Here is a 25,953-nt window from a genome sequence, read left to right on the forward strand (position 1 = left end):
GTAAAGTGAGCGCGCACAATAAAGAACTGCTTCAAGACTACCTCAGAAAAAGGCATAGTGTGAGCAAACTAGTTGTACATCTGGTGTTCACAACGAAATATCGAAGAAAGATTTTTACGGGTGTAATGATTGAGCAGTTGAAAGAGGCGTTTGAATCTGCTTGCGTAAAATTGGAGTGTCAGCTTATTGAAATGGACGGCGAACAAGATCATGTTCATTTGCTGATCTCATATCCACCCAAACTTTCAATCAGCGTAATAGTTAATAATTTGAAAGCTGTTTCATCTCGCATGTTGCGACTACAAAACACACACCTTACAAGACAGAGTAAAAGCTCCGCCTTGTGGTCACGTTCATACTTCGCTTGCACTGCTGGCGGTGCAACAATTGAAACGTTAAAGGCTTATGTGGAGAGTCAGGCTACCCCAGATTAAGCCGCTATCGCGTCTTACGCCTTATATCCCCGCCCTCATCGGGCGAGGGTTTACGGCGAAATTGCTAACTGTTTTTGGTCTAACTACTTTTAACCTAACTAGCTTATCTGATGGTTTATTACAGATAACGAGTGGATAGATACCGTAATGTGGCATGAAGCAATCAATGGAAGAAAATGTCGATTCAATCATCGGCATTTTTTCAATTATCAATACACTCTATCGTCCCAGACGCTATACCCAGCGTACTTTAAGATGCTTTTATTCTCTCTCATTTATATCAGCATATCTGATTGATATATCCACGTTCAAAACCTCAAACAGGATTATAAACATAGTACATTTTACGCTCAGTTAAAACACAACACCATAACCCCCCAGATTCCCCATAACACACTTTTTCATAACTCATCGCACTCCCTATCACAAAATTCATGAAAAACTCCTACCAGAAACATAACCTTTTTGACATAACCTCCATATTTTCTTCATTATTGACTAAATCTCTCTAGTTACACTAATAATATATTCTTGCATCTATTTTGGCATAAGATGCGGCATGACCGATTACCGCCACAACATTGAGAGAATGTCGAGCAAATGAATAACAAAAGCCGTTCCTATTTTTTCCGACTCGCTGCGGCGTTAGCCGTGATCGTCGTGGCAGTTTTCTTTGCGTGGAAACATTTCAACACGCCTACAACATCAGATAAAAACGAGGATTCAGAATCACAACAGAGTGCACACAATCCAGCACTGCCCCCCGTACAAGTAGCAACAACTGAAATAAAATCTGTGCCCCATTACTTGGGAGGATTGGGAACAGTTCAAGCGACAAATACAGTGACTGTGACCAGTCTTGTAGAAGGCCAGTTAATAAGCCTGCATTTTAATGAAGGGCAATACGTCAAAAAAGGGAATTTGCTGGCGGAGATCGATCCTCGCCCTTTTCAAGTTAAGTTGACGAGGGCACAGGGGCAATATGCTAAAGATCAGGCAACATTGACCAATGCTAAACAGGATTTAATTCGCTATCAGCAATTAGCAAAAAGTAAACTGATATCTCAGCAAGATCTGGATAAACAAATTTCGTTGGTTCGTCAGAGCGAAGCCAGTCTGAAAGCTAGCCAGTCAGATCAGGACGAAGCAGAATTGCAATTGGCTTACAGCCGCATCACTGCGCCTATTTCTGGTCGTGTCGGATTAAAACGCATTGATATCGGTAATTATGTATCTGCTGCTGGCGGAACTCCGATTGTAGTCATTACGCAAGTCGATCCCATTGATGTGATATTTTCCCTGCCTGAAAATGATATCAGCGCTGTCCTGAAGGCTCAGAAAGACTGTGAAAATGTCAATGTCATCGCGTGGGATCGCAATAATCAACTACAATTGGCACAAGGTAAGTTGCTCAGTATTGATAACCAAATTGATGTCACCACTGGCACAATCAAGATGAAAGCGCAGTTCAATAATCAAGAAAACGTGCTATTTCCTAATCAATTCGTCAATATTCAGATGAAAATTAACACACTTGAAAATGCTGTTGTGATCCCCAGTGCTGGGTTGCAAATCGGGAGTATTGGTCATTTTGTCTGGAAAGTCGATAAAGAAAATAAAGTCAGCAAACACAAGGTCGTTCCCGGGTTGCAAAATAGTCAATTTGTAGTTATCAGCGGCGGTTTGTCGGCAGGTGACCGTGTTGTCACCGACGGGATTGACCAATTGACCGAAGGTGCAAAGGTCGAGATTGTAAAACCGCTGGCAGCTAACTCACTTGAGGCCACAAACGATAAGACCAATTCAGCAAAATCAAATAATCAACAAAACGACGAAGTGGAGAATCCGTAATGCAACCTGATTCTCCGATAACAGGCGGGGGGCCATCCCGCCTGTTTATACTGCGGCCCGTCGCCACGACGCTATTTATGATTGCGATATTATTGGCAGGGTTCATCGGGTATCGGATGCTGCCCGTTTCTGCTTTGCCAGAGGTGGATTATCCGACCATTCAGGTGGTAACACTCTATCCCGGCGCTAACCCAGATGTAATGACGTCTATCGTTACAGCTCCGCTGGAGCGCCAGTTCGGGCAAATGTCCGGCTTAAAACAAATGTCATCCCGAAGTTCTGGTGGTGCTTCGGTTATTACATTGGTATTCCAGCTTTCATTGCCATTGGATGTCGCAGAGCAGGATGTACAGGCGGCGATTAACTCCGCCAGTAATCTATTGCCTGACGATTTACCCTATCCGCCAATCTACAGCAAGGTTAACCCGGCTGATCCCCCTATCTTGACGCTGGCCGTAACCTCTGATGCCCTGTCCATGACGCAGGTGCAAGATATGGTGGAAACCCGCGTAGCCCAGCGTATTTCTCAGGTCAGTGGTGTTGGTTTGGTGACACTGGCTGGAGGGCAACGCCCCGCTGTGCGCGTGAAATTGAATGCTCAGGCCATCGCTTCTCAAGGCTTAGACAGTGATATGATTCGCTCCGCCATCATGAAGGCCAATGTGAATTCAGCAAAAGGTAGTTTTGATGGGCCGACACGCTCAATTACCATTTCATCCAACGATCAGATGAAATCTATTGATGATTACCGAAATTTAATTGTGGCATATAAGAATGATGCCCCGATTCGTTTGCGTGATGTTGCCACTATCGAGCTGGGTGCTGAAAATAACAAATTGGGCGCATGGGCCAATGAAAAACCCGCCATTGTCATCAACGTTCAACGCCAGCCCGGCGCAAATGTTATTGAGACAACAGATAATATCCGTAACATGCTGCCAGAATTGATCAGCAGCCTGCCCAAATCAGTCAATGTTGAAGTACTGACCGACCGCACTGTCACAATCCGTAATTCGGTCAAGGATGTTCAATTTGAACTGTTGCTGGCCATCGCGCTGGTTATCATGGTGATTTACCTGTTTTTGCGCAATACCACTGCAACTTTAATCCCGAGTGTTGCTGTACCCCTTTCTTTGATGGGTACTTTCGCTGTTATGTATTTTTTCGGTTTTTCCGTCAATAACCTCACACTAATGGCATTGACTATCGCAACAGGCTTTGTGGTGGATGATGCCATCGTCGTTATAGAAAATATCTCCCGCTATATTGAACGGGGAGAAAAACCTCTTGCGGCTGCGCTAAAAGGGGCGGGAGAAATTGGCTTTACGATTATCTCTCTGACTTTTTCATTAATCGCTGTACTGATTCCATTACTGTTTATGGGGGATATTGTCGGTCGTCTATTCCGGGAATTCGCTATCACTCTGGCTGTGGCAATTTTAATTTCTGCCGTTGTGTCACTAACGTTAACACCAATGATGTGCGCAAGAATGTTAAAAGCCGAAGCTGAAATTAAACATAATCGCTTCGAACAAGCCTGTGAACGTTTCTTTGAACGCATGATCGAGATATATGCCGTTTTTCTGAAACGTGTGCTGAATCATCCTTGGATGACGCTCGGTGTCGCATTCGGGACGATGGTTTTGACCGCTCTGCTCTATGTCATGATCCCCAAAGGATTTTTTCCCTTGCAAGACAATGGGCTGATTCAGGGGACACTGGAAGCACCGCAGTCTATTTCATTCAACGCAATAACGGATAAGCAGAGGCAGGTTACAAGCCTGCTATTGCAAGATCCTGCCGTGGATAATGTTACAACATTTATCGGTGTTGACGGTAACAACCCAACCCTGAATAACACTCGTATCCAAATTACGCTGAAGCCTCTCAGTCAACGTGATGAGCGCATTAATGAAGTTATTCCACGTTTACAGGCCCGCGTTACCAACGTACCTAACGTTACATTGTATTTGCAACCGACACAGGATTTAACTATTGATACACAAGTATCCCGCACGCAATACCAATTTACATTGCAGGCAACCTCCCTTGATGAACTCAGTGTCTGGGTACCTAGATTGCAAAACGCCCTGAAACAGCGATCTGAACTGGCAGATATCGGCAATAATTGGCAGGATCAGGGGTTAGTGGCTTATCTTAATGTGAATCGTGATTTGGCCAGTCGGTTTGGGATCTCCATGGCAACAGTGGATAGTGCGTTGTATAACGCATTCGGTCAGCGTTTGATTTCAACCATTTATACTCAATCAAATCAGTATCGAATCATTCTTGAGCAGGATACGAAAAAAAATTCAGGGCTGGACGCACTCAATAATCTCTATCTGACGGGAAGTGATGGCAAAATGGTACCATTTAATACCATTGCCACCATCGAACAGCGACTGGGACATTTGTCTATCAACCATCTGCAACAGTTCCCTTCTGTCACTTTTTCGTTCAATGTTGCGAAGAATTCGTCCCTTGAACAAGCGGTTAATGCAGTTCAGGAAACAGAACGGGCGATTAAGATGCCAAAAAGCATAATCACACAATTCCAAGGGGCAACACTGGCATTCCAAGATGCGCTCAGTAATACTCTTTGGCTGATTTTGGCTGCTGTCGTTGCGATGTATATCGTCCTTGGCATATTGTATGAAAGTTTTATTCATCCCGTCACAATATTGTCTACTTTACCTACAGCGGGTGTTGGTGCCTTACTGACCTTAATGATTGGCGGATATGAATTAGATATTATCGCCATCATAGGGATTATTCTTCTGATCGGTATTGTGAAGAAAAATGCCATCATGATGATAGATTTCGCATTGGCAGCAGAACGTGAGCAAGGTATGCCTCCTTATGAGGCCATTTATCAAGCTTGCTTGTTACGTTTCAGACCCATACTGATGACAACCATGGCTGCACTATTGGGTGCTTTGCCGCTGATGCTCAGTACCGGTATTGGCGCAGAATTGCGCCGTCCATTAGGGGCCAGTATGGTGGGAGGTCTGATCATGAGCCAGATCTTAACGTTATTCACAACTCCCGTTATTTATCTGCTGTTTGATCAGTTAGCGAACCATTTCCGAAAAAATAAGCAAAATGATCAGGAAACTCCGTCCAATCCAATAAGTCTGGATAAATCCTCTGCCAATCATCGGGAGTCGCTGTGAAATTTTTTGCACTATTTATCCAGCGACCGGTTGCTACAACATTGCTGAGTTTAGCCATCACCCTGTGTGGTGCACTCAGCTTTATCTTGTTGCCCGTATCACCACTGCCGAAAGTCGATTTTCCTGTAATTACAGTTAACGCCTCTCTGCCCGGTGCATCACCCGAAACTATGGCATCTTCTGTAACAATGCCGTTAGAACAAGCATTAGGTAGAATTGCAGGGGTAAAAGAGATGTCGTCCACCAGTTCGCTGGGAACCTCTTTCATTTATCTGGAATTTGAACTGAACCGGGATATTAATGGTGCTGCTCGGGATGTTCAGGCAGCCATTAATGCGGCGCAAAGTTTGTTACCTTCTGGTATGCGAGACAAACCGAGATATTATAAAGCTAACCTGTCAGATGCTCCGATCATGCTCCTGACCCTCACTTCGGACAGCTATAGCGAAGGGCAGTTATATGATCTTGCTACCACCAGACTGGCACAGAAGCTTTCCCAAGTAGAAGGCGTCAGTAAAGTCAGAGTCAGTGGAAGTTCATTACCGGCAATACGTGTTGAATTGAACCCCAATGCCCTCTTCAATCAAGGCGTTTCTCTTAACGATGTCAGCAACGCTATCAGCAATGCCAATGTCAGGAGTCCGACGGGTTATATTGATTCAGATAAACAAAGCTGGCAATTGCACACCAATGACGAGCTGAAAACAGCAGACAGCTATCGCTCCATTATTGTGCATTATAATAATGGCGCTCCTGTTCGTTTGCAGGATGTCGCAAATGTTAAGAACTCCGTTGAGGATATTCGGGCAGCCGGTATGTCCGGCAATAAATCTGCGATTGCCATTGTTATCCGCCGTGAAGCAGGTGCGAACATCATCGCAACTATTCAGCGTATCCGAGAGCAACTTCCCATCCTGAAAGAATCTCTGCCTGCCAGTATTCAGTTGAATATTGCGCAAGATCGCTCGCCAACTATTCGTGCTTCCCTGCAAGAAGTCGAGCGCGCTCTTGCCATTGCCGTTGCTTTGGTCATTCTGGTGGTATTCCTGTTCTTACGTTCAGGCCGCGCTACCCTGATCCCCGCGATTGCGGTTCCGGTATCACTTATTGGCACCTTTACCGCCATGTATTTGTGCGGTTTTAGCCTGAATAATCTTTCATTGATGGCATTGACCATCGCCACAGGATTTGTCGTTGATGACGCCATTGTTGTACTGGAGAATATATCCCGTCATCTCGATGCCGGACTAAAACCAATGCAAGCCGCCCTCAAAGGGGTCAGAGAAGTCGGATTTACAGTACTTGCCATGAGTCTGTCTCTCATTGCCGTGTTCATACCTCTTGTATTGATCGATGAACTGCTTGGTCGATTGTTTCGGGATTTCGCGGTTACACTCGCCACCGCGATTGGCATTTCATTGTTGGTTTCTCTGACGTTAACCCCAATGATGTGTGCTCATTTACTCAAATCATCACCAATAAAATCGCAGAAACAGAAGCAGGGATTCGGTAAGGTCTTGTTGAAACTTCAACAAGCTTATGGACGCTCACTGAAATGGGTACTCAATCATACGCGTTGGGTACTACTGACACTGGTCGGCATTATCGCCCTGAATATCTGGCTTTATATCAGTATTCCCAAAACCTTTTTTCCTCAACAGGATACCGGGAGGATGCTGGGTTTTATCGTTGCTGATCAAAGCATTTCATTCCAATCTATGCGCGAAAAAGTAAAAAGCTTTATGCAGATAGTCGATGCCGATCCGACCGTGGACAATGTTGTGGGATTTACCGGAGGTGACAGTATCAACACAGGTTTTATGTTTATTGCTCTGAAACCGCTTGAAGAGCGCACTGAAAGCATCCAACAAGTCATCACTCGTTTAAGAGGCAAACTCACCAATGAGGCTGGAGTCCGTTTATATTTAGTTCCTGTTCAAGATCTCAGATCCGGGGGACGCGGGGCTAAATCTACTTATCAATTTAGTTTGTTGTCCGATGATTTTGGTGAATTACGTAAATGGAGTCCTATAATCAAGAGAGCGTTGGAAAAACTGCCTCAGTTGGTGGACGTTAACTCAGACGAAGACGAAGATGATAAAGGTGCTGAGATAGCGATTACTTATGATCGTGATGTCATGGCGCGTTTGGGGATCAATGTCTCTGATGCCAATAAGTTACTCAGTAATGCTTTTGGGCAGCAACCTATCTCCACAATTTATCAACCATTAAATCAGTACAAGGTGGTAATGGAAGTTGCTCCGCAATATACCCAAGATCCCAGCACACTGGAAAAAATGTTTATTATCAATGCTAAAGGAGAACGTATTCCGCTTTCCTACTTTGCTAGCTGGCGTCCTGACAATGCACCGCTGGACGTATACCACCAAGGGCTTTCAGCTTCCTCTACCATTGCTTTTGATGTTGCACCAGGGTACACGCTGTCCGATGCAATCAGTGCGATAGAAAGAACAATGACAGAATTGAGTGTACCTTCAGCAGTGCGCAGCTCTTTTGCAGGTACTGCACAAGATTTTCAGGATAGTGAACGTTCCCAATTGCTGGTGATCCTCGCAACTATCGTGACGGTTTATCTGGTTTTGGGAGTACTGTATGAGAGTTATATTCATCCGCTGACAATCCTTTCCACCTTACCTTCTGCCGGGGTGGGAGCTTTAGTGGCACTGGAGTTGTTCAATACACCATTTAGCCTAATTGCGATGATTGGAATTATGCTGCTGATAGGTATTGTCAAGAAAAACGCCATTATTATGGTAGATTTTGCCCTTCAAGCACAGAGAAACGGTAAACTCAGTGCTCAAGAGGCAATATTTCAGGCCTGTTTATTGCGTTTCCGGCCGATAATGATGACGACTCTTTCTGCTTTGTTTGGTGCCTTGCCTTTGGTATTGAGTAATGGGGATGGTGCTGAGTTACGCTTCCCATTGGGTATTACTATTGTCGGAGGATTGGTAATGAGTCAACTTCTCACGCTATATACCACTCCTGTTGTGTATTTATTCTTTGATAAGTTACGTGAAAAAAAGCGCAATCATCGGGCAGCAAAAACTCAACTCACTAAGACATCATGAAATTTATGATGAAAATAGGTATTAGCAGTAAGTTGTTTCTGGCAATTTTTGCCACCTGTATGCTGGTATTAGTGACAATGCACTGGGGCATTCGCCTCAGTTTCCAGCACGGTTTTATCGGCTATATAAAACAAAATAGTCAAATGCGGGCAGGAACGCTGGCAGAAGCGCTAACAGAACAATATCAGCAATACGGTACTTGGGATTTTCTGACTCAAAACAATCGAGTAATTTTTCAAATTATTCGTACCATTGAACAAAATAGCGGCAGCCATCAGGGGCCTCAGCCTCGGGGCTGGCGTACCCAATTCTGGGTTGTAGATGCTCAGATGAACCGTCTGGTGGGTCACTCTGGAAATATCCCCGCAGAAAGCTATCGCAAGCCCGTCACTTATCAGGATAAGGTTGTCGGTTGGGTGATTGTCAGCGAATCTGACAAAATTACCAGTCAGGCTGATATCAGTTTTGCCCACCAGCAGCAATTTACAAGTTGGGTTATCGTCTGTTTTTCAACTTTACTGGCACTGATTGCTACTTTTATCCTTTCCCGGAGTCTCTTGCGCCCTGTTAAACGGCTGGTAGAAGGAACACATAAACTCGCAGCGGGTGACTTTAGTGTTCGGGTCATTCCATCCAGCAAAGATGAGATCGGTAAATTAGCGTCAGACTTTAATCAGCTTGCAAGTACACTGGAAAAAAATGAACAAATGCGCCGTGACTACATGGCGGATATCTCCCATGAACTACGCACCCCACTTTCTGTTCTGCGTGGTGAGTTAGAAGCCTTGCAGGATGGTGTACGCCATCCGACACAGGAAACCATCCATTCTTTACTCGCGGAAGTCACCATCCTGACAAAATTGGTAAACGATCTACATTTACTGTCCCTTTCCGATAGAGGTTCTCTGTCTTATCGGAAAGAGCCGATAAACATCAATCAATTATTGCAAATCTCCATCGCAAATTATCAGAGCCGTTTTGCTGATAAGCAAATCACATTGGCATTGAGCTGCAAAGAAAATGTGACACTGTTTGCAGATCCCGATCGATTAGCACAACTATTCCAAAATTTATTGGAAAATAGCCTATGCTATACCGCTGAGCAGGGAAAAGTGATGATTCAAAGTTATTCAGATCAACAAAAATGGATACTCGATTTGCAGGATAGCGCTCCCGGCCTGACTACTGAGCAATGCCACCATGTTTTTGAGCGTTTTTACCGCTGCGAATCCTCCCGTAATCGTTCAAGCGGCGGTTCGGGGCTCGGGTTGGCGATCTGTTACAATATCGTTGAAGCGCATGATGGTACTATCCGCGCGGCCAGATCGCCTTTAGGTGGTATTCAAATCCGCGTAGAATTACCACTGATTAAATCCTCTAAAATTGAAACACCATGAGCACGTATTTCACGCAATATACCGTTCTAATAGTTGAAGATGAACCAAAGTTAGGGCGACTACTGGTCGATTATCTGCAATCAGCTGATTATCAAACCCAATGGCTTAAACGTGGTGATGAAGTTATTGACTATGTTCAAAAAAACCAGCCCGATATTATCTTACTTGACCTAATGCTACCCGGTCTTGATGGATTATCGGTCTGTCGGGAAATTCGTAAATTTTCTGATGTTCCGATTGTGATAATGACTGCCAAAACAGAAGAAATTGATCGGCTGCTCGGTTTGGAAATTGGTGCGGATGATTATATTTGTAAGCCTTATAGCCCACGGGAAATGGTAGCCAGAGTAAAGGCCATTTTGCGGCGTTGCTACCGTCCACAGGATATTATTAGCGAACAAGGGGCTTTGACTATTGATGAAAGCCACTTTCAGGCACGCTATCTTGAACGGGTTCTTGAACTGACACCCGTCGAATTTCGTTTGCTCAAGATAATGTCCAGCCAACCAGGGCGTGTTTTTTCCCGCGATCAGTTGCTGAATAATCTTTATAATGACCACCGTATCGTGAATGACCGAACTATTGATAGCCATATTAAGAACTTACGACGAAAACTAGAACAATTAGATGAGGATAAATCTTTTATCCGATCAATTTATGGACTGGGTTATCGTTGGGAAGCCGAGATATGCCGTTTGATGTGACAATATTCACACCTTCTTTAGCACGCGGGTTCAGTTTCACCTACGCTCAAGGAAGCCAGAAATAACAGCCAGTATCAGCGCCATGGAAGCTAACAGCCCACCCGCCAAATTGAGGGTGGTATAACCATAATTGGATGCAATAATGACACCTCCCAACCATGCGCCGACGGCATTCCCCAAATTAAAAAAGCCAATATTAACTGAGGAAACAAGATTAGCAGCGCTGACTTCCTGTGCTTTTTCCATCACCAAACGCTGAATAGGAGATACTGTGGCAAAGCCAAATGCAGCCATGAGAAACAGACTCAAACAAGCAATGAACTGACTATCACCATACAACCAAAAAATAAACAAGACGAGGGCTTGTAATCCCAAAGTCCAATACAACAAAGGCATCATTGCCTTATCAGCAAGTCTGCCACCAACAATGTTGCCAACGAAGAACCCTGACCCTAATACCACAAGAAGCCATGTAATTGCACCTTCAGAGAATCCAGCAATATTGACCATCAAAGGGGCGATATAAGTCACCGTGGTAAAAAATGCAGCTGGGCCCAGAATAGTGATCCCCATGGCGAGCAAGACGCGGATATGAGTAAAAGCCAGTAATTCCTTTTTGATACTGGCGGGTTTTTCCTGATTAAACTTAGGTAATAACGTTAAAATACCCAGTAATGAGATAACACCAATAGCCGTAATGATTGCAAAAGTCACACGCCAAGAAACCACCTTCCCTATCCATGTTCCAAGAGGTACTCCGACTAAATTGGCCAGAGTCATGCCACTGAACATAAATGCGATTGCCATTGTTTTTTTATTTTTTGCTACCAGTTCCGAAGCAATAATAGCGCCTATCCCCATAAAAGCCCCATGGGTAAGAGAAGCAACTATACGACCAACAATTGCCAGATAAAATGTCGGGGATAACGTGGTCAGTGCATTTCCGATAATGAACAATACCATTAGCAGAGAAAGCATTTTTTTTCTTTCTATATGCCCTCCCAAGATAATCAAAACAGGCGCGCCAACAAATACGCCAAGCGCATAACTGGTCACCATATATCCCGCGGTTGGTATGGTAATACTAAATTCAGTTGCAATTTCAGGCAGTAAGCCAGCAACAATAAATTCCGTTGTTGCAATTCCAAAAGTTGCTATGGCTAAAACCCAAATGGCTGCTGGCATGATGGAACTCCTAATGAAGAAAATATGGGTCAGATTATTATGAGATTGAAACAACGTGCATTTATTTCTGAATAATACGTCATTGCAATAACACCGTATAGAATCCAATTCCGGCGATTGTAATTAAAGAGGATTCAAAAAATAGCAAGCGCATTTTGCAAAATATAAGCACATAATCATCAGGTTATTGGTGTCAGTGCATCTTATGCCAATGAAACCAGTCTGAAAAAGGACATTCAATACAAAAAGAAAACACCTTTCCTCTCCCATCAGGTGACAAGAATATATTTGTGCTAATGCAGGAATAGGCGCTAAAATCCCTGTCCCTTTAACCTTATCCTTAGTAATGATAATAACAGGGTAAGGACTGACTTGAACTCAGACCGAGAACGTTAATATTATGTTTACTCCAGAATTACTTTCTCCTGCCGGCTCCTTGAAAAACATGCGTTACGCGTTCGCCTACGGCGCAGATGCTATTTATGCCGGGCAGCCCCGCTATAGTCTGCGTGTCCGTAACAATGAATTTAACCATGAAACGCTGGCTCAAGGCATTAAAGAAGCGCATTCATTGGGCAAACGTTTTTATGTGGTTGTTAATATTGCACCACACAATGCAAAATTAAAAACATTTATCCGTGATTTGAAACCGGTCGTAGAAATGGAACCAGATGCCCTAATTATGTCCGATCCCGGTCTGATTATGATGGTGCGCGAAGCGTTTCCTGAAATAGATATTCATCTTTCCGTTCAAGCCAATGCGGTTAACTGGGCCACCGTCAAATTCTGGAAGCAAATGGGACTGACTCGTGTCATTCTCTCCCGCGAGCTTTCTCTGGAAGAAATTACAGAAATTCGCCAACAAGTGCCTGATATGGAACTTGAGGTTTTTGTCCACGGCGCACTTTGTATGGCTTATTCTGGTCGCTGTTTGTTATCAGGTTACATCAACAAACGCGATCCCAATCAGGGAACATGCACTAATGCCTGCCGCTGGGAATACAATGTGCAGGAAGGTAAGGAAGATACAGTCGGTAACATTGTACATGTGCACGACCCTGTTCCTGTCAAAAATATCGGGCCAACATTAGGTCAGGGTGCACCAACTGACAAAGTATTCATGATCGAAGAAGCCAAACGCCCTGGTGAATATATGTCTGCCTTTGAAGATGAACATGGTACTTACATCATGAACTCCAAGGATTTACGCGCTATTGAGCATGTAGAAAGATTGACAGAAATGGGTGTCCATTCACTGAAAATCGAAGGTCGCACAAAATCTTTCTATTATTGTGCCCGAACTGCTCAGGTATATCGTCGGGCCATTGATGATGCCGTTGCCGGAAAACCTTTCGATCCAACGTTGATGACCACATTAGAAGGTCTGGCACACCGTGGCTATACAGAAGGTTTTCTACGCCGCCATACTCACGATGCGTACCAAACTTATGAATACGGTTATTCTGTGTCAGACACCCAGCAATTTGTCGGAGAATTTACTGGCAACCGCGTCAATGGATTAGCTGAAGTTATCGTGAAAAATAAGTTTCTGGTTGGCGATTCTCTGGAGCTTATGACACCATCGGGCAATATTAACTTTACGTTAAAATCCATGATAAATAAGAAAGGTCAGGTAATAGACATTGCTCCAGGTGACGGACATATCGTTTATCTCCCTTTTCCTGAAGAAATCGAACTGAAATATGCCTTACTTATTCGAAAATTGATAAGTGGCAATACCAGAACACCTTATTCATAAGAATTACAAGTGAAATAATTCGAAATAAGATTTTAAAGAAATTGTTCTGCTTTTTTAGAAACAGATCACATCAATGTTATTTTATTTCTCGTATTATCAGCCCTGAAAAATGAAGAACTAAAAAAGTGTTACTGTAAGACTAGGAACCACCTCCTTGGCTAGCTCAATCTCCCTTGGGCTGGCCTTTTCTTTTATTCGATAAAAAATAAAATATTTAACTTTCAAAAAGTTAAAATCCAACACTGCCCCATAAAAATAAATTAATTTAATGATTATCCTCTCTGCCATTGGCTATTTTTTGATTATTTTTTAGTAACGTTATTTATTATAAACAAAGGAATCATATCACAATAAATATCATTAATATTTATTCAGTTTAATGAAGGAAATTTTAAGAAAGCACCTCTCAAATTATTCAGTTATAGAATAGGTTAAGGTTTATTTTTCACTCTGTCAGATAAAAATTATTTCACTTTCCCTTGATGCAAAATGGTCAGATTTTAGCAATTATTATATTAACTGAAGCGATCCACTGCTGTTTCCCTTTCTACTTGCCTTGTTATTAATCTGAATATCAACAACAATCAGTAGCGCCTTTTGCAAACTGGAGTTAATCATGACTGATATCGCTAAGTTATTAGGAAAAGACGCAGAGAGTTTATTGCAACACAAATGCAATACCATTCCACAAGAAAATCTCTATCTCCCGGGCACAGATTTCGTCGATCGAGTAATGATTGAAAATAATCGACCTAATACTGTCCTGCGTTCCATGCAAACCTTGCTAAATCATGGTCGTCTGGCCGGAACAGGCTATCTCTCAATTTTACCGGTAGATCAAGGAGTCGAGCATTCTGCCAGTGCATCTTTTGCCGCCAATCCACTTTATTTTGATCCTAAAAATATTGTTGAATTGGCAATTGAGGCAGGTTGTAACTGTGTTGCTTCAACTTATGGTGTCCTCGCATCTGTTTCTCGACGTTATGCCCATAAAATCCCGTTTCTGGTAAAGCTCAATCATAACGAGGCATTGACCTATCCAACCCAATATGACCAAACTTTATATGCCAGTGTCGAGCAAGCATTTAACATGGGTGCAGTCGCAGTCGGGGCAACTATTTATTATGGCTCTCCCGAATCACGTCGCCAAATAGAAGAAATTTCAGCTGCTTTCGAACGTGCTCACGAGTTAGGCATGGTTACCGTGTTATGGGCCTATCTACGTAATTCAGCGTTCAAGAAGGATGGCGTTGATTATCATACCAGTGCCGATTTAACGGGTCAGGCGAATCATCTGGCAGCAACAATAGGTGCCGATATCGTTAAACAAAAAATGGCAGAAACCAACGGTGGTTATACAGCCATTGGGTTTGGGCATACTGATAAACGTGTCTATAGCAATTTGACTACTGAGCATCCGATTGATCTGGTTCGCTATCAACTGGCTAACTGTTACATGGGGCGTGCTGGATTAATCAACTCTGGTGGTGCTTCCGGAGATAACGATCTGAGTGATTCAGTTCGCACAGCAGTTATCAATAAACGGGCTGGAGGAATGGGATTGATCCTTGGCCGCAAAGCGTTCAAGAAATCAATGAAAGAAGGTGTTGAGTTAATTCACTCCGTTCAGGATGTCTATCTCGATACGAATATTACTATCGCCTAATCAAACTTTTGGTACCCAATGGATTTCAGGAGATAGGTATATTTCACAATGGGGATACCAGTATCCCCATTATTCAATGACAATCCTATCTCTCTAATTCACCACCATTGATGAAAATGATGCACAGGACCAATCCCCTGACCAACGTCAAGAGTATCTGCTTGTGCCAGCGCATTTTGCAAGTATGCTTTTGCAGAAGGTAAAGTGCTTTGCCAATCGGAATAACGTGGGCGTAATGCAGCAAGTGCCGCAGAAAGTGTACAACCGGTACCATGAGTATGTCGGGTATTCACTCTGGGCGCGGTAAAACGCCACTCTCCTTCACGGGTAAAAAGCCAATCCGGGCTTTCTTCATTGTTCAAATGGCCGCCTTTCAGTAAAACCGCTTGACATCCCATTGAAAGTAATTCTCTTCCCTGCTGTAGCATCTCCTTTTCTGTCTCCGCAGGATTGCATTTCAGTATGGCTGCTGCTTCGGGCAAATTAGGAGTGATCAAAGAAACGATTGGTAGTAGTTGCTCTATCATTGCCGCAATGGCTTCTGGTAATAGCAAAGGATCACCACTCTTTGCCACCATGACAGTATCCAATACAATATGGGAAACTGGGTAACGGCGTAATGATTCTGCAACTACAGCGATATTGGCCGCATTGGATAACATGCCAATTTTAGCACTGTCTATTTTAACATCTGAAAATACGGATTCTAACTGGGCAGAAACAAAGAGAGGATCAATATCATAAACCGATTGGACTCCTCTTGTATTTTGGGCAACCAATGCGGTTATGACCGTTGTACCGTAAGCGCCAAGTGCGGAAAAGGTTTTTAAATCAGCTTGAATGCCGGCACCACCGCTGGGATCAGTCCCTGCGATAGTTAGTGAGTTAATTCTCATGATGGTGACTCCTATTCACCAGCAAAAGAAAAGTGGGTATCAAAATAAAAGATACCATGACTTCCCTACGCTGGCATTATCCAGATCAGGTAATACGGGTACTTCTCAGTTCAATCAAGAACGCCCCGAGCCAAAATAAAAATCACTCTATTAGTATCCCAATAGAGTGATATTTGCAATAGATTATCGTCAGATAATGAAACTAAAATAACGATAAATATATTTAGTCAGAAGTTAAACACCAACCAAAATAAATTTATTACTATAAAGTTGTGACGTTTGCGGCAGCAGGGCCTTTAGGACCATCCTGTATTTCAAACTCAACTTGCTGGCCTTCAGATAAAGTTTTAAATCCATCTTTCATAATTGCAGAAAAATGTACAAATACATCTTTGCTACCATCAGCTGGAGTAATAAAACCAAAACCTTTAGACTCGTTGAACCACTTCACAGTACCAGTGATTTTTGCCATTTCAAAAATTTCCTTTGAATCACTTAATTCGCCGATTGACATGAAAATAAACAAACTAGTATTCGTTGCTGTTATTTATTAACAGAACTGTACTCCGTTTACCCATGTGTTTTATCACATACTCTTTATATAATCGCAAGCCATTTTTTTCAGGTGCTGGAGCCAACGCACATATTTGAAAATATTAACATCTATTCTTATTTGAAATTATCCAACAATTTTTAATCAACCTAACCATATGAATATATACAAAAATAAAATTTTAACCTAAAGAAACAACTTTAATTAACCTAATATATAATGCTGTTTTTTGCGCCTATTGCAGAGTAGAACAGAGAGTTATCACGGTCCAGAATCCATTTTCGATAACTATAAAGTTATCACTAATTCTATTCAACTCTTGATTAACATAAAATATAATCATCTTGCATATAACCAGACTACTTTTTTGTTTATCATTTATTAAATATTATTAAATAATAATGTTTTTGTCTTTACTCTATATATGGATAAACGACTTTATAAGATTTATAAAGTCTGAAGTTTGTCATTTGGCCACTCCATATGTTCTACTAATGACACTATTTCTATGAAATAATTCATATCAAGTGGTTTTAATTTATCCTTAATAATATGACAAATCTCTTACTTATGAGTCACTAAGCTATGATAAAACGTATAATACCTTTAGGATTAGGTTAAAAATGGAGGAATACTGATAAGAATAATCAGCCGGGCATAATACCCGGCTGAAAATACGCTGAAATAGATTAAGAATTAAGCAGCCTTTTTCTTTGCTTTGGCTACTAAGTAACCCAGCCATAATACACCAATCCAGAATGGCATTAAAATAACTGAAATACTAATTGATGGCATCATCAGAATAATAACAAGAATGAACGCCAGAAACGCTAAACACAGGTAGTTTCCAAACGGGTACCACAATGCCCGGAATTTTGTCTTAGTGCCTTCCTTATTCTTAGCTGCGCGGAATTTCAGATGGGCAAGACAAATCATAATCCAGTTAATAACCAGCGTTGTTACCACCAATGCCATCAACAACTCAAACGCTTTACCCGGTATAACATAGTTAATCAGTACACCCATTGATGTTGCCAACGCTGATAACCCAATAGATAAAACAGGTACACTACGTTTATTCACTTTTGTCAGAATGCGAGGCGCGTTGCCTTGTTTAGCCAAACCATAAAGCATCCGACTATTACAATATACGCCACTGTTATAAACAGATAATGCTGCCGTTAATACAACTATATTCAGGACATTCGCCACCCAAAAGCTATCCAGATCATGGAAAATCAAAACAAATGGGCTACCACCTTCGACTACATTCCCCCAAGGATAAAGTGAAAGCAGAATAGCCAGTGAGCCGATGTAAAACAGTAGGATTCGATAAACGACTTGATTGGTTGCTTTTGGAATATTTTCCTCAGGATTTTCCGCCTCTGCCGCAGTGATCCCTACCGTTTCTAATCCACCAAACGAAAACATGATTACCGCCATCGCCATGATCAAGCCGGAAACCCCATTAGGCATAAAACCGCCCTGCTGCCATAAATTGGTGACACTTGCCTGTGGGCCACCACTACCGCTGATCAGCAAATAGCTTCCAAAGAAAATCATGCCGATAATCGCAGTAACTTTAATGATAGAGAACCAGAATTCAGTTTCACCGTATAATCGAACATTAATCAAATTAATAAGATTTATCAGCACAAAAAATATTGCTGCGGAAACCCATGTCGGAATTTCCGGCCACCAATATTGGATATAAATGCCTACGGCCGTCAGTTCTGCCATTCCGACCAGAATGAACATTGCCCAATAATTCCAACCCGATAAAAAACCCGCAAAATCGCCCCAGTATTTATAAGCAAAGTGGCTAAATGACCCTGCAACTGGCTCCTCTACGACCATCTCACCCAATTGGCGCATAATCAAGAATGCAATAAATCCGCCAATTGCATACCCAAGTAGTACTGAAGGCCCTGCCATTTTGATGGTTTGAGCTATACCTAAAAATAACCCTGTACCTACTGCACCACCGAGAGCAATAAGTTGAATATGCCTGTTCTTTAAGCCACGCTTAAGCGTGGTTTGTTCTTGTTGTCCTGCCATTTAGTCCTCTTTTTGCGGTGCTTAGAATCCGTCTCATTGAAAGCTATTCTATTTGTTTTTTTGAACCTGAGTATTTTTTGAGTCTGAAAAGAGCAAGGAATCACCTCACTCTCCCAATTTTCATAAAATTTGTCGAGCTTAAATTGTCTCAACTATCATGGATTTTAGTTATGTGCTGATTTAACTCGATATTTAGTCTATAATTAGAATCAGATAGGTATTAAAACATCATTTACAAAGAATGAATACCATGTATGTATGTTAACACACATACATTCAGGATAATGATTGAGATAGAGATCAAAAAGGTATGTAGCGGGTAATAGAACAAACACCTAATTCAAATTCTCCTTTGCCTCGTTCACAAGGTACATCCAATGCCAACAAATACAAAAACAGACACACTACTATTAGGCACAATGTTAAAACCACTTTTTTATTTTTCAATTCAACCACCTTGGATTAATTTCATTGTAGTTAACATCCTAGTGAAATAGGATAAAAAGTTTTTACTCGCGGAAGCACTTGGTTTTATTATTGCCACTGCCCACAATGATGGGTTTTGTCATCTTGAAAAGAAGTTGTGTATACTTCTCCCCACCTTTAACCAATTTAAAATTGTAATGACACAAGATAATCACTTAGCACTTGTATACGCACTGAGTAAATGGATAGAAAACCATCTTGGCCGTGTCATTCATCTTGAAGAGCTTGCTGCTTACTCTGGCTATTCCCTTTGGCACATGCAGAAAATATTCAAAGAAGTCACAGGGATATCGCTTGGAAAGTACATAAGACAACGGCGCTTGGCTGGCGCAGTTTCTCTGCTGAGAAACAGTTCTTTACCTATTTTTGATATAGCCTTGGATTTCGGCTTCGGATCTCAATCTCATTTCACATATATGTTCCGTAAAGAATATGGCATTACACCTTATGATTTTCGTCAGAGCATAGATATGGAACTTGAAGTGAAGCTCCCATTGCATCTGACCTGTGACTGTGAATCATGAGGTAAGTATCATCAGCGGCCACTTATCTCGGCCGCCCTACTTACTTTCCACTGTTAATATCTCTTCTACCCCAACAAATGGTTGCGCTCTATACCCATCATTTTTCAAGTTGCAGCTTTGTTGGCTATCTAACTCATCCCTCCGTTTTTTATAAACATACGGTTACCTATGTTCCTCAGAGGCCTTCTCAAGAGATAAGTGCTGCATTTTGAAATTCATGCATCTATTTCAATAGAATTAAGCATAAATTATTCTTGATATTTTTCGACCAAAGCCAAAGCAATCGCTTCAGTTTCAGCATCAGGTGTACCATTAATATCGGATGGACGAAAATGCATCTGAAATGCCTGAATCGTTTTATGCGTTTCATCATCCAATACCCCTGTTTGAGGAATTTTATAACCATACCGAAACAGTGCCTTCTGTATTGAAATCACTGATGCAGGCATATCAGGACTTCTTCCAGCCAAATATTTATTAACAGTCCCGTGATCAGGCCAAGCACCAACCCCTTGCTCATAAAGTAACTGCCATGGGAAAACCGGACCGGGATCTTTTTTTCTAAGTGGAGCTATATCACTGTGGCCAACAACATTGACCGCCTTAATTTGATATCGCTGAATAATATCTTTGGCCAATCTAATCACTGCATCGATTTGTGATAAATGATATAAACACCACTCTTTTTTAATAAACTGTTGCTTAAAACCACAATTAACAATTTCAATACCAATAGAGTAACGGTTTAGACTTTGATATCCATTCCATTCACTTTTTCCTGCATGCCATGCTCTTTGCTTTTCTGGAACTAATTGAAAAATAATCGGCTCTTTATTTTCATACGTTGTCTGAGATGGAATGAGGTAATGCGTACTAACATTACCTCCCGTTAATGCCTGTAAAGATTTTCTATCATTCAAAACAGTATAATGCAAAACAAGGAATCTAATCGAATCAATATCCTGATTGGTCGAATAAGGATAAGAATAGTCGACAATATAACCATTTCTCTCTTCTCGCTCAGGAGAATAAGAACAACCAACTAACAGAGTAATAAATGCACATGCCATTAATTTTTTTATCATGTTCTAGCTGCTATTTAAAAAGAAAAGATAACGTTAAAATAACTATGTTCGGATATCTATATAATAGATAAAACTAAAGCAGATATGATGTTTTTTTAGTTTCAAACAGGATCTAACGTACAAATAAAAGCCGGACATTCAAGGAATAGTCGAATGTCCAGCTTTTATGGTTATCTTATATGAATAACATTCTGTTATTCATATTCCAATTGCCTTTCAAATGATTGCTTTATTGGTTACGCGATAATCTGAAATCTGTTGGATATAAACCTCTAAATTCCAATATCCAGCAATTACGTCTTCTGATTATTATTCAACATATCATTATCCCAAATACCCTTTTCAACTTGCTGCTGAATTTCTGGATAATCCTTGATATTGAATGTTGGTAATTGTCCCGATTTTCTCTGCTGGTTATAATCTTTGACAAGCTTCATTGCGATACCTGACAACAAGAGTATGGCAATCAAGTTAACAATAGCCATACATGCCATTGATACATTAGCCATATTCCAAACCAAAGGAACATCCGCTAATGTGCCGAACATAACCATTCCCAGTGATGCCAAGCGCAGGATAAATAAGCCTGCAGTGTGGTTACGCTCAAGGAATATCATATTACTTTCAGCATAAGCGTAATTAGCAATGATAGATGTAAAGGCGAAGAAGAAAATAGCAATAGCAATGAATGTCGTTCCCCAATGTCCAACAGCCGATGACAGTGCCCGCTGAGTCAATTCGATTCCGCTGATGGCAGTAACATTTTCGTTAAGAACACCAGAAGAGAGGATGATGACTGCGGTGGCGCTACAGATAACGATGGTATCCATAAACACCCCTAACATCTGCACATAGCCCTGCGAAGCCGGATGCGGTGGGTATGGAGAAGCCGATGCCGCAGCGTTTGGAGCAGAACCCATTCCCGCTTCATTCGAAAACAATCCACGTTGAACACCCTGCAACATTGCCTGAGAAATGCCATAACCTAATGTTCCGGCTATTGCTTCCTGAAGACCAAAAGCACTCTTAATAATTAATGCAAATACTTCTGGAATACGTTCAATATTGTGGCCAACAACCCAAAGTGCCAGTATGAAATAGGCAATCGCCATAAACGGTACAACAAATTCCGCAACTCTGGCGATGGAACGCAACCCGCCGAATATAATTACACCGCTAGAAATGACTAATACAATACCAACATAAAATGGTTTGATATTAAAAGCAAAAGAAGCCGCTTCCGCAATTGAACTTGCCTGAACAGCATTAAATACAAGACCAAACGCGATAATAAGAAAGAATGAAAACAGAATCCCCATCCATCGCTTCTTCAACCCTTTTTCCATATAGTAAGCAGGGCCACCGCGATAATTTCCTTGATCGTCTTTCGTCTTGTACAACTGAGCAAGCGTGCTTTCAACAAAGGCAGTCGCCATACCAATAAATGCCACTACCCACATCCAAAAAATAGCCCCTGGCCCACCAGCAGTAATTGCAATAGCGACTCCTGCTAAGTTACCGGTTCCTACACGAGCAGCAAGGCTGGTACATAAAGCCTGAAAAGATGAAATACCAGAACTATCTGATTTATTACTATTTTTCAGAACTGAAAACATGTGACCAAAATGACGAAGCTGTATAAAACCAGAACGCAATGTGAAGTAAAGGCCAACCCCGAGGAGCAAGTATATTAGTACGTAGTCCCAAAGAACGTTGTTAATGAAGTTAATCAGATCCGTCAAGATATTTTCCCCTTACTAATTAGCAAACATTAGCTGACCATAATGCAGTATCCGCCGAAATTTTATTGTGTTTAATTTCCTTTATAATTAACAAGTAACATAAGGCTGTATACAAGAAACACAGAGATACTAAGTCAGTAAAACGGAAAGAATGTAACACAATATCTATTTCAATGGGTAACTTTTAATGAAATTTTTACATTTAGTTTAGCGTTCGTGAACATTTACATTAATACTCATAAATGCATCATTCCCTATTTCAAGCCTATTAATCGTATATTATGAGTAATTAGCACGAACCCATTCCTCTGCTAAATATAAGAAAACAATATGAATCAATTAACAACCAAACTTAAAGTGGAAACTAACTGATAACCGAAATACAACCAATGCAAAACAATCCCAATACAATAACCCTATAAAAAATAGGTATTAATCTAAAGTTATTAGCGCTATATCATATGAGTGCATTAAACAAATTTAGATAGTTATGTACTATTAAATCACCTGAGTTGTAATAACCTCATCAATTAAAAACATAAAAATAATTACAAAATTTAATGTTGAACTCTCTGATATTTCTGAAAACATATAGCAATATTTTTCTCAAAATGAGATTATTAAATTTTAATACTGTGATAATTGGAAAAAGCCACCATACCGTATTAAAATTTTTGATTGTTATTTTTGCAGCAGGAAACAACAATAACAAGTTAATAGCATGTTAATATTCCACTATCTGGCTATCAGATAATCTGCAAGCGAGGTTATAGTTGATGTTAGAGCGAAAAAGAAAAAATCCCGCAGACAACATACTGCCAAAAAGAGTTTATAGAGGAAAATCAAAGTATGAGTACCATCCTGCCACAGGTGGTTCAATCTCTATCTGTTGTTTAAGCTCACCAGTATCGGTTGTTTGGAAAGAGTACAATAAAATTGTCGAAAAAATAGAAAAAAACAGCACATAGAGCTTAATATATGTTGAAGTTAACAAAAGGAGCGGGAGTCACCACTCCCGCTGATTCTACTGATATCTTCTCAATGAAATAAAATTCAATCATCACACCAAAAACCTCCTCCATTACAAAATATTTCTCTATTATTTATCTCGTTATCGTCAAGAACACTATTATAAAACACACATAAATCATAAAATTAATTAATAATTGTTTCGTAACTGAACAAAATACCACCGATATCAAATAGATTTTGAGTGGCATTTTTCATGAGGAATATAGTTTTCCAAAATTCGTGCTACGATATAAATCTTAGCCCATGAATATGGGTAGACAATGGAGTATTGCTTATGCGTATAAGTAACATCATGAAAAACATTGCCATTTTCTCTCTAATCACCCTATCGTTATCAACACCAGTAATCGCAAAAAATGGAACATTGATTCACTTGCCTGATACACGATTTGCAGTCCTGTCAGTGGGTGATCTGGAAAATGCCTCAGTTGGTAGCTATTCCATCGCCGTTTTCAGAGATAAAGAACTTATAGATTTTGAAACCGGAGGGATCTTTTCCCGGGATGGTTCAGTGTTCGATGACAGCAATAAGCCAAGAATTACCTTTGCTGATATTGACGGAGATGGTTCCAAAGAATTGGTTGTATCCAAACTCTCAGCGGGTTCTGGAAATTATCTTGAAGTTGATGCTCTCAAAATTACTGACAAAAATGTCAAACTTCTCGTCCGCATTAACATCAATGGTAAAAATGATCCTATAAAATCACTCCGTGCCCTATGTAAAAGAGGCGAATGTGTGGAAAAGGAAAACTAATAAACGTATTCTCAATAAGTTCAATTTTTCACTGAGATCCAGCACAAACAGTTAATAATGTACTATTGTTTATATTGTCAACACTATCATGGTCATAGTCGATCAAGAGGAAATTATGAAACGTCTTTTACTGCCACTTTTCCTTATCCCATTTTTCTCTTATGCCGCTCATGCGAATATCAATAAAACAGCAGAAACTTACTGTGATTTATTTGGAAAAGCCTCCGTAGATGCATTCAAAACTAACGATTCACCAGATGTAATAGCCCAGAGAGTTTTCAGTAAGTTGAATCATAAGGGATTTGATCTTAAAGAAATCCATAGCAACAAGGATGAGTTTATTGCTTCTATCAAACAAACTGTCACAGAAGTCAGAAAAAATAAACGGACATTTCCAAACAACCAGAATTTTGACGAATCACTGGATAAATCCGTCAAAGCATGTAAAGAACAAACAAGACATGCTTTATCCCAAAATATCAAATAAATGCTTATAGAGCGACTGACTCACATCGTCGCTCTATTTTGTTGAGCTATTTCTTCCGTCTTGCAAACTGCAACTTTGTTGACTGCATCTCTAAATCCATTGAATATAATCAACTCTAATGTGAGTTAGTAATTAGCTATAAGCTGGCCTGAAAAGAATAATATTTATTGCCGTCATCATGAATTCTTCCTTTTCAGTCATTAGTGCGGTTTTATGAATAGCTGCACTTTGCAGTGCAGGGCACGTATACTTCAAGTTTCATGACCATTGCCAGTATTTTATTTGAAATTTTTAATTACATTTTGTTATTAATTTAAATGTTAGCTTATTTTTTATGGCATTAAGGAGAAGAATGAAAGTTAGTTTTTAACGGCAATGCTATTCCTATTGTTAAAAACAATAAAATAACTAAAAAAGTATTCATCAACGAATTAGAACAACATTGAAATGTTGATGATTTCGCATTCTCTAAATTAGGCTCAGGGTTATCCAACATAAACTTGTTATCTTCAATTTGGCGAAGTATCGATTTCGCACGTTCTATATCGGCTTGATGAACAAGAAGCTTAACTCCTCCAAGCGCCTGAGAACACATATAGTTATTCCATATAATGTCTTCATCTATCACGACCGCATAGATACCTTCTGATAACATTCTACCTAGGATAATGTGAGCATCGATCGGTGACAGAAAATTTTCCAGTAACTGCATATTTCCTCTTTGAGGATAGCTATTCCACATAAGCACACCATAGTTAGATGAGTTATTAACAAATAGTATAACCTATAATTACATATTAACTTCAAATTGACTCGGCTAGATAACTTTTCAAAATAGTAGATTACTTAGAGGAAACTCAGTCCGATTTTTGCGATCTGATCAATCATCAAAAATCCCAATACGGGCTGAGTGATGCCTATTATGTGCTCTATATAATTACCTTTCTCAGGTAGATATTGTCTCGAGCATAGCGGCACAACGGTAAAACAGCCTGACCCTAAATATGATGAAAAAATGGCTAAAATCATGGCAGCGAAAGCGGGTTGTCATGCCGAAACCTTCACATTGATCTTA

Annotated in this window: 20 protein-coding genes, 1 pseudogene and 1 riboswitch; of the genes and pseudogenes, 13 read left to right on the plus strand and 8 right to left on the minus strand. The window is 40.8% G+C overall.

The features are described from left to right. The first annotated feature begins 5 nt into the window (after nucleotides 1-5). From tnpA to baeR, 6 genes are all read left to right on the plus strand, one after another. On the plus strand, nucleotides 6-434 hold the full coding sequence (tnpA, locus tag AACQ81_RS05335) for an IS200/IS605 family transposase (RefSeq protein ID WP_237385136.1): 429 nt from the start codon (nucleotides 6-8) through the stop codon (nucleotides 432-434). A 600-nt stretch (nucleotides 435-1,034) separates the two neighbouring features. After that, the gene (locus tag AACQ81_RS05340; protein WP_237385137.1) at nucleotides 1,035-2,285 is read left to right on the plus strand and encodes an MdtA/MuxA family multidrug efflux RND transporter periplasmic adaptor subunit; all 1,251 of its coding nucleotides are present in this window, start codon (nucleotides 1,035-1,037) and stop codon (nucleotides 2,283-2,285) included. Then, nucleotides 2,285-5,458: an MdtB/MuxB family multidrug efflux RND transporter permease subunit gene (locus tag AACQ81_RS05345; RefSeq protein WP_237385138.1), complete on the plus strand. Its 3,174-nt coding sequence runs from the start codon at nucleotides 2,285-2,287 to the stop codon at nucleotides 5,456-5,458. The genes AACQ81_RS05340 and AACQ81_RS05345 overlap by 1 nt, the downstream gene beginning before the upstream one ends. Continuing rightward, nucleotides 5,455-8,550, plus strand: coding sequence for a multidrug efflux RND transporter permease subunit MdtC (mdtC, locus tag AACQ81_RS05350; protein WP_237385139.1), 3,096 nt, complete (start codon nucleotides 5,455-5,457; stop codon nucleotides 8,548-8,550). The genes AACQ81_RS05345 and mdtC overlap by 4 nt, the downstream gene beginning before the upstream one ends. An 8-nt stretch (nucleotides 8,551-8,558) precedes the next feature. Next, nucleotides 8,559-9,947 carry a two-component system sensor histidine kinase BaeS gene (baeS, locus tag AACQ81_RS05355; RefSeq protein ID WP_237385140.1) on the plus strand — a complete coding sequence of 463 codons (1,389 nt, stop codon included), beginning with the start codon at nucleotides 8,559-8,561 and terminating at the stop codon, nucleotides 9,945-9,947. Then, nucleotides 9,944-10,651, plus strand: a complete 708-nt coding sequence (gene baeR, locus AACQ81_RS05360) for a two-component system response regulator BaeR (protein ID WP_237385141.1) — start codon at nucleotides 9,944-9,946, stop codon at nucleotides 10,649-10,651. Before baeS ends, baeR begins: the two co-directional genes overlap by 4 nt. Nucleotides 10,652-10,687: 36 nt before the next feature. On the opposite strand, the gene AACQ81_RS05365 is transcribed toward baeR, so the two are convergent. Further along, entirely contained in the window at nucleotides 10,688-11,836 is a 1,149-nt protein-coding gene (locus AACQ81_RS05365; protein WP_237385142.1) for an MFS transporter, read from the minus strand. Between the two features lie 400 nt (nucleotides 11,837-12,236). Here AACQ81_RS05365 and trhP point away from each other — a divergent pair, with 400 nt between their 5' ends. Both trhP and fbaB read left to right on the plus strand, forming a co-directional pair. Then, nucleotides 12,237-13,595 (plus strand): prephenate-dependent tRNA uridine(34) hydroxylase TrhP, encoded by a 1,359-nt coding sequence (gene trhP / locus AACQ81_RS05370; RefSeq protein WP_237385143.1) that lies wholly within the window; start codon nucleotides 12,237-12,239, stop codon nucleotides 13,593-13,595. 616 nt (nucleotides 13,596-14,211) lie between these two features. Next, the gene (gene fbaB / locus AACQ81_RS05375; protein ID WP_237385144.1) at nucleotides 14,212-15,261 is read left to right on the plus strand and encodes a class I fructose-bisphosphate aldolase; all 1,050 of its coding nucleotides are present in this window, start codon (nucleotides 14,212-14,214) and stop codon (nucleotides 15,259-15,261) included. 98 nt (nucleotides 15,262-15,359) lie between these two features. Here fbaB and thiD read toward each other — a convergent pair whose 3' ends face one another. From thiD to mgrB, 4 genes are all read right to left on the minus strand, one after another. Further along, entirely contained in the window at nucleotides 15,360-16,160 is an 801-nt protein-coding gene (gene thiD, locus AACQ81_RS05380) for a bifunctional hydroxymethylpyrimidine kinase/phosphomethylpyrimidine kinase (protein ID WP_237385215.1), read from the minus strand. 42 nt (nucleotides 16,161-16,202) lie between these two features. Further along, nucleotides 16,203-16,295: riboswitch (TPP riboswitch) on the minus strand. Nucleotides 16,296-16,419: 124 nt separating this feature from the next. Beyond that, the gene (cspE, locus tag AACQ81_RS05385; protein WP_038269841.1) at nucleotides 16,420-16,629 is read right to left on the minus strand and encodes a transcription antiterminator/RNA stability regulator CspE; all 210 of its coding nucleotides are present in this window, start codon (nucleotides 16,627-16,629) and stop codon (nucleotides 16,420-16,422) included. 777 nt (nucleotides 16,630-17,406) lie between these two features. Further along, complete coding sequence (locus AACQ81_RS05390) at nucleotides 17,407-18,768, minus strand: amino acid permease (protein WP_237385145.1); 1,362 nt, start codon at nucleotides 18,766-18,768, stop codon at nucleotides 17,407-17,409. Between the two features lie 300 nt (nucleotides 18,769-19,068). Beyond that, nucleotides 19,069-19,224 (minus strand): PhoP/PhoQ regulator MgrB, encoded by a 156-nt coding sequence (gene mgrB, locus AACQ81_RS05395; protein WP_336885659.1) that lies wholly within the window; start codon nucleotides 19,222-19,224, stop codon nucleotides 19,069-19,071. A 167-nt stretch (nucleotides 19,225-19,391) separates the two neighbouring features. Here mgrB and AACQ81_RS05400 point away from each other — a divergent pair, with 167 nt between their 5' ends. Beyond that, nucleotides 19,392-19,778, plus strand: coding sequence for a helix-turn-helix domain-containing protein (locus tag AACQ81_RS05400; protein ID WP_237385146.1), 387 nt, complete (start codon nucleotides 19,392-19,394; stop codon nucleotides 19,776-19,778). Between the two features lie 248 nt (nucleotides 19,779-20,026). On the opposite strand, the gene AACQ81_RS05405 is transcribed toward AACQ81_RS05400, so the two are convergent. Continuing rightward, on the minus strand, nucleotides 20,027-20,860 hold the full coding sequence (locus tag AACQ81_RS05405) for an N-acetylmuramoyl-L-alanine amidase (protein WP_237385217.1): 834 nt from the start codon (nucleotides 20,858-20,860) through the stop codon (nucleotides 20,027-20,029). Nucleotides 20,861-21,156: 296 nt separating this feature from the next. Then, nucleotides 21,157-22,605, minus strand: a complete 1,449-nt coding sequence (locus tag AACQ81_RS05410) for an alanine/glycine:cation symporter family protein (protein ID WP_237385147.1) — start codon at nucleotides 22,603-22,605, stop codon at nucleotides 21,157-21,159. Between the two features lie 776 nt (nucleotides 22,606-23,381). On the opposite strand from AACQ81_RS05410, the gene AACQ81_RS05415 reads away from it, so the two are divergent. The 3 genes from AACQ81_RS05415 to AACQ81_RS05425 all read left to right on the plus strand — a co-directional run bounded on the left by AACQ81_RS05415 (nucleotide 23,382) and on the right by AACQ81_RS05425 (nucleotide 24,878). Further along, on the plus strand, nucleotides 23,382-23,573 hold the full coding sequence (locus AACQ81_RS05415) for a hypothetical protein (protein ID WP_167366747.1): 192 nt from the start codon (nucleotides 23,382-23,384) through the stop codon (nucleotides 23,571-23,573). A gap of 356 nt (nucleotides 23,574-23,929) precedes the next feature. Further along, the gene (locus tag AACQ81_RS05420; RefSeq protein WP_237385148.1) at nucleotides 23,930-24,391 is read left to right on the plus strand and encodes a PliI family lysozyme inhibitor of I-type lysozyme; all 462 of its coding nucleotides are present in this window, start codon (nucleotides 23,930-23,932) and stop codon (nucleotides 24,389-24,391) included. Nucleotides 24,392-24,506: 115 nt separating this feature from the next. After that, on the plus strand, nucleotides 24,507-24,878 hold the full coding sequence (locus tag AACQ81_RS05425) for a hypothetical protein (protein ID WP_237385149.1): 372 nt from the start codon (nucleotides 24,507-24,509) through the stop codon (nucleotides 24,876-24,878). 340 nt (nucleotides 24,879-25,218) lie between these two features. Here the strand turns inward: AACQ81_RS05425 and AACQ81_RS05430 are convergent, their stop codons facing one another. Continuing rightward, a complete protein-coding gene (locus tag AACQ81_RS05430; RefSeq protein ID WP_237385150.1) occupies nucleotides 25,219-25,620 on the minus strand; it encodes a putative signal transducing protein in 402 nt (133 codons plus the stop codon). Between the two features lie 187 nt (nucleotides 25,621-25,807). Between AACQ81_RS05430 and AACQ81_RS19660 the strand changes: the two are divergent. Further along, nucleotides 25,808-25,920 (plus strand): annotated as a pseudogene (locus AACQ81_RS19660) (IS630 family transposase); the annotation flags it as partial. Between the last annotated feature and the right edge of the window lie 33 nt (nucleotides 25,921-25,953).

Origin of the sequence: Xenorhabdus sp. Sc-CR9 (genome assembly GCF_963897815.1) — a bacterium.
GTDB lineage: Bacteria > Pseudomonadota > Gammaproteobacteria > Enterobacterales > Enterobacteriaceae > Xenorhabdus.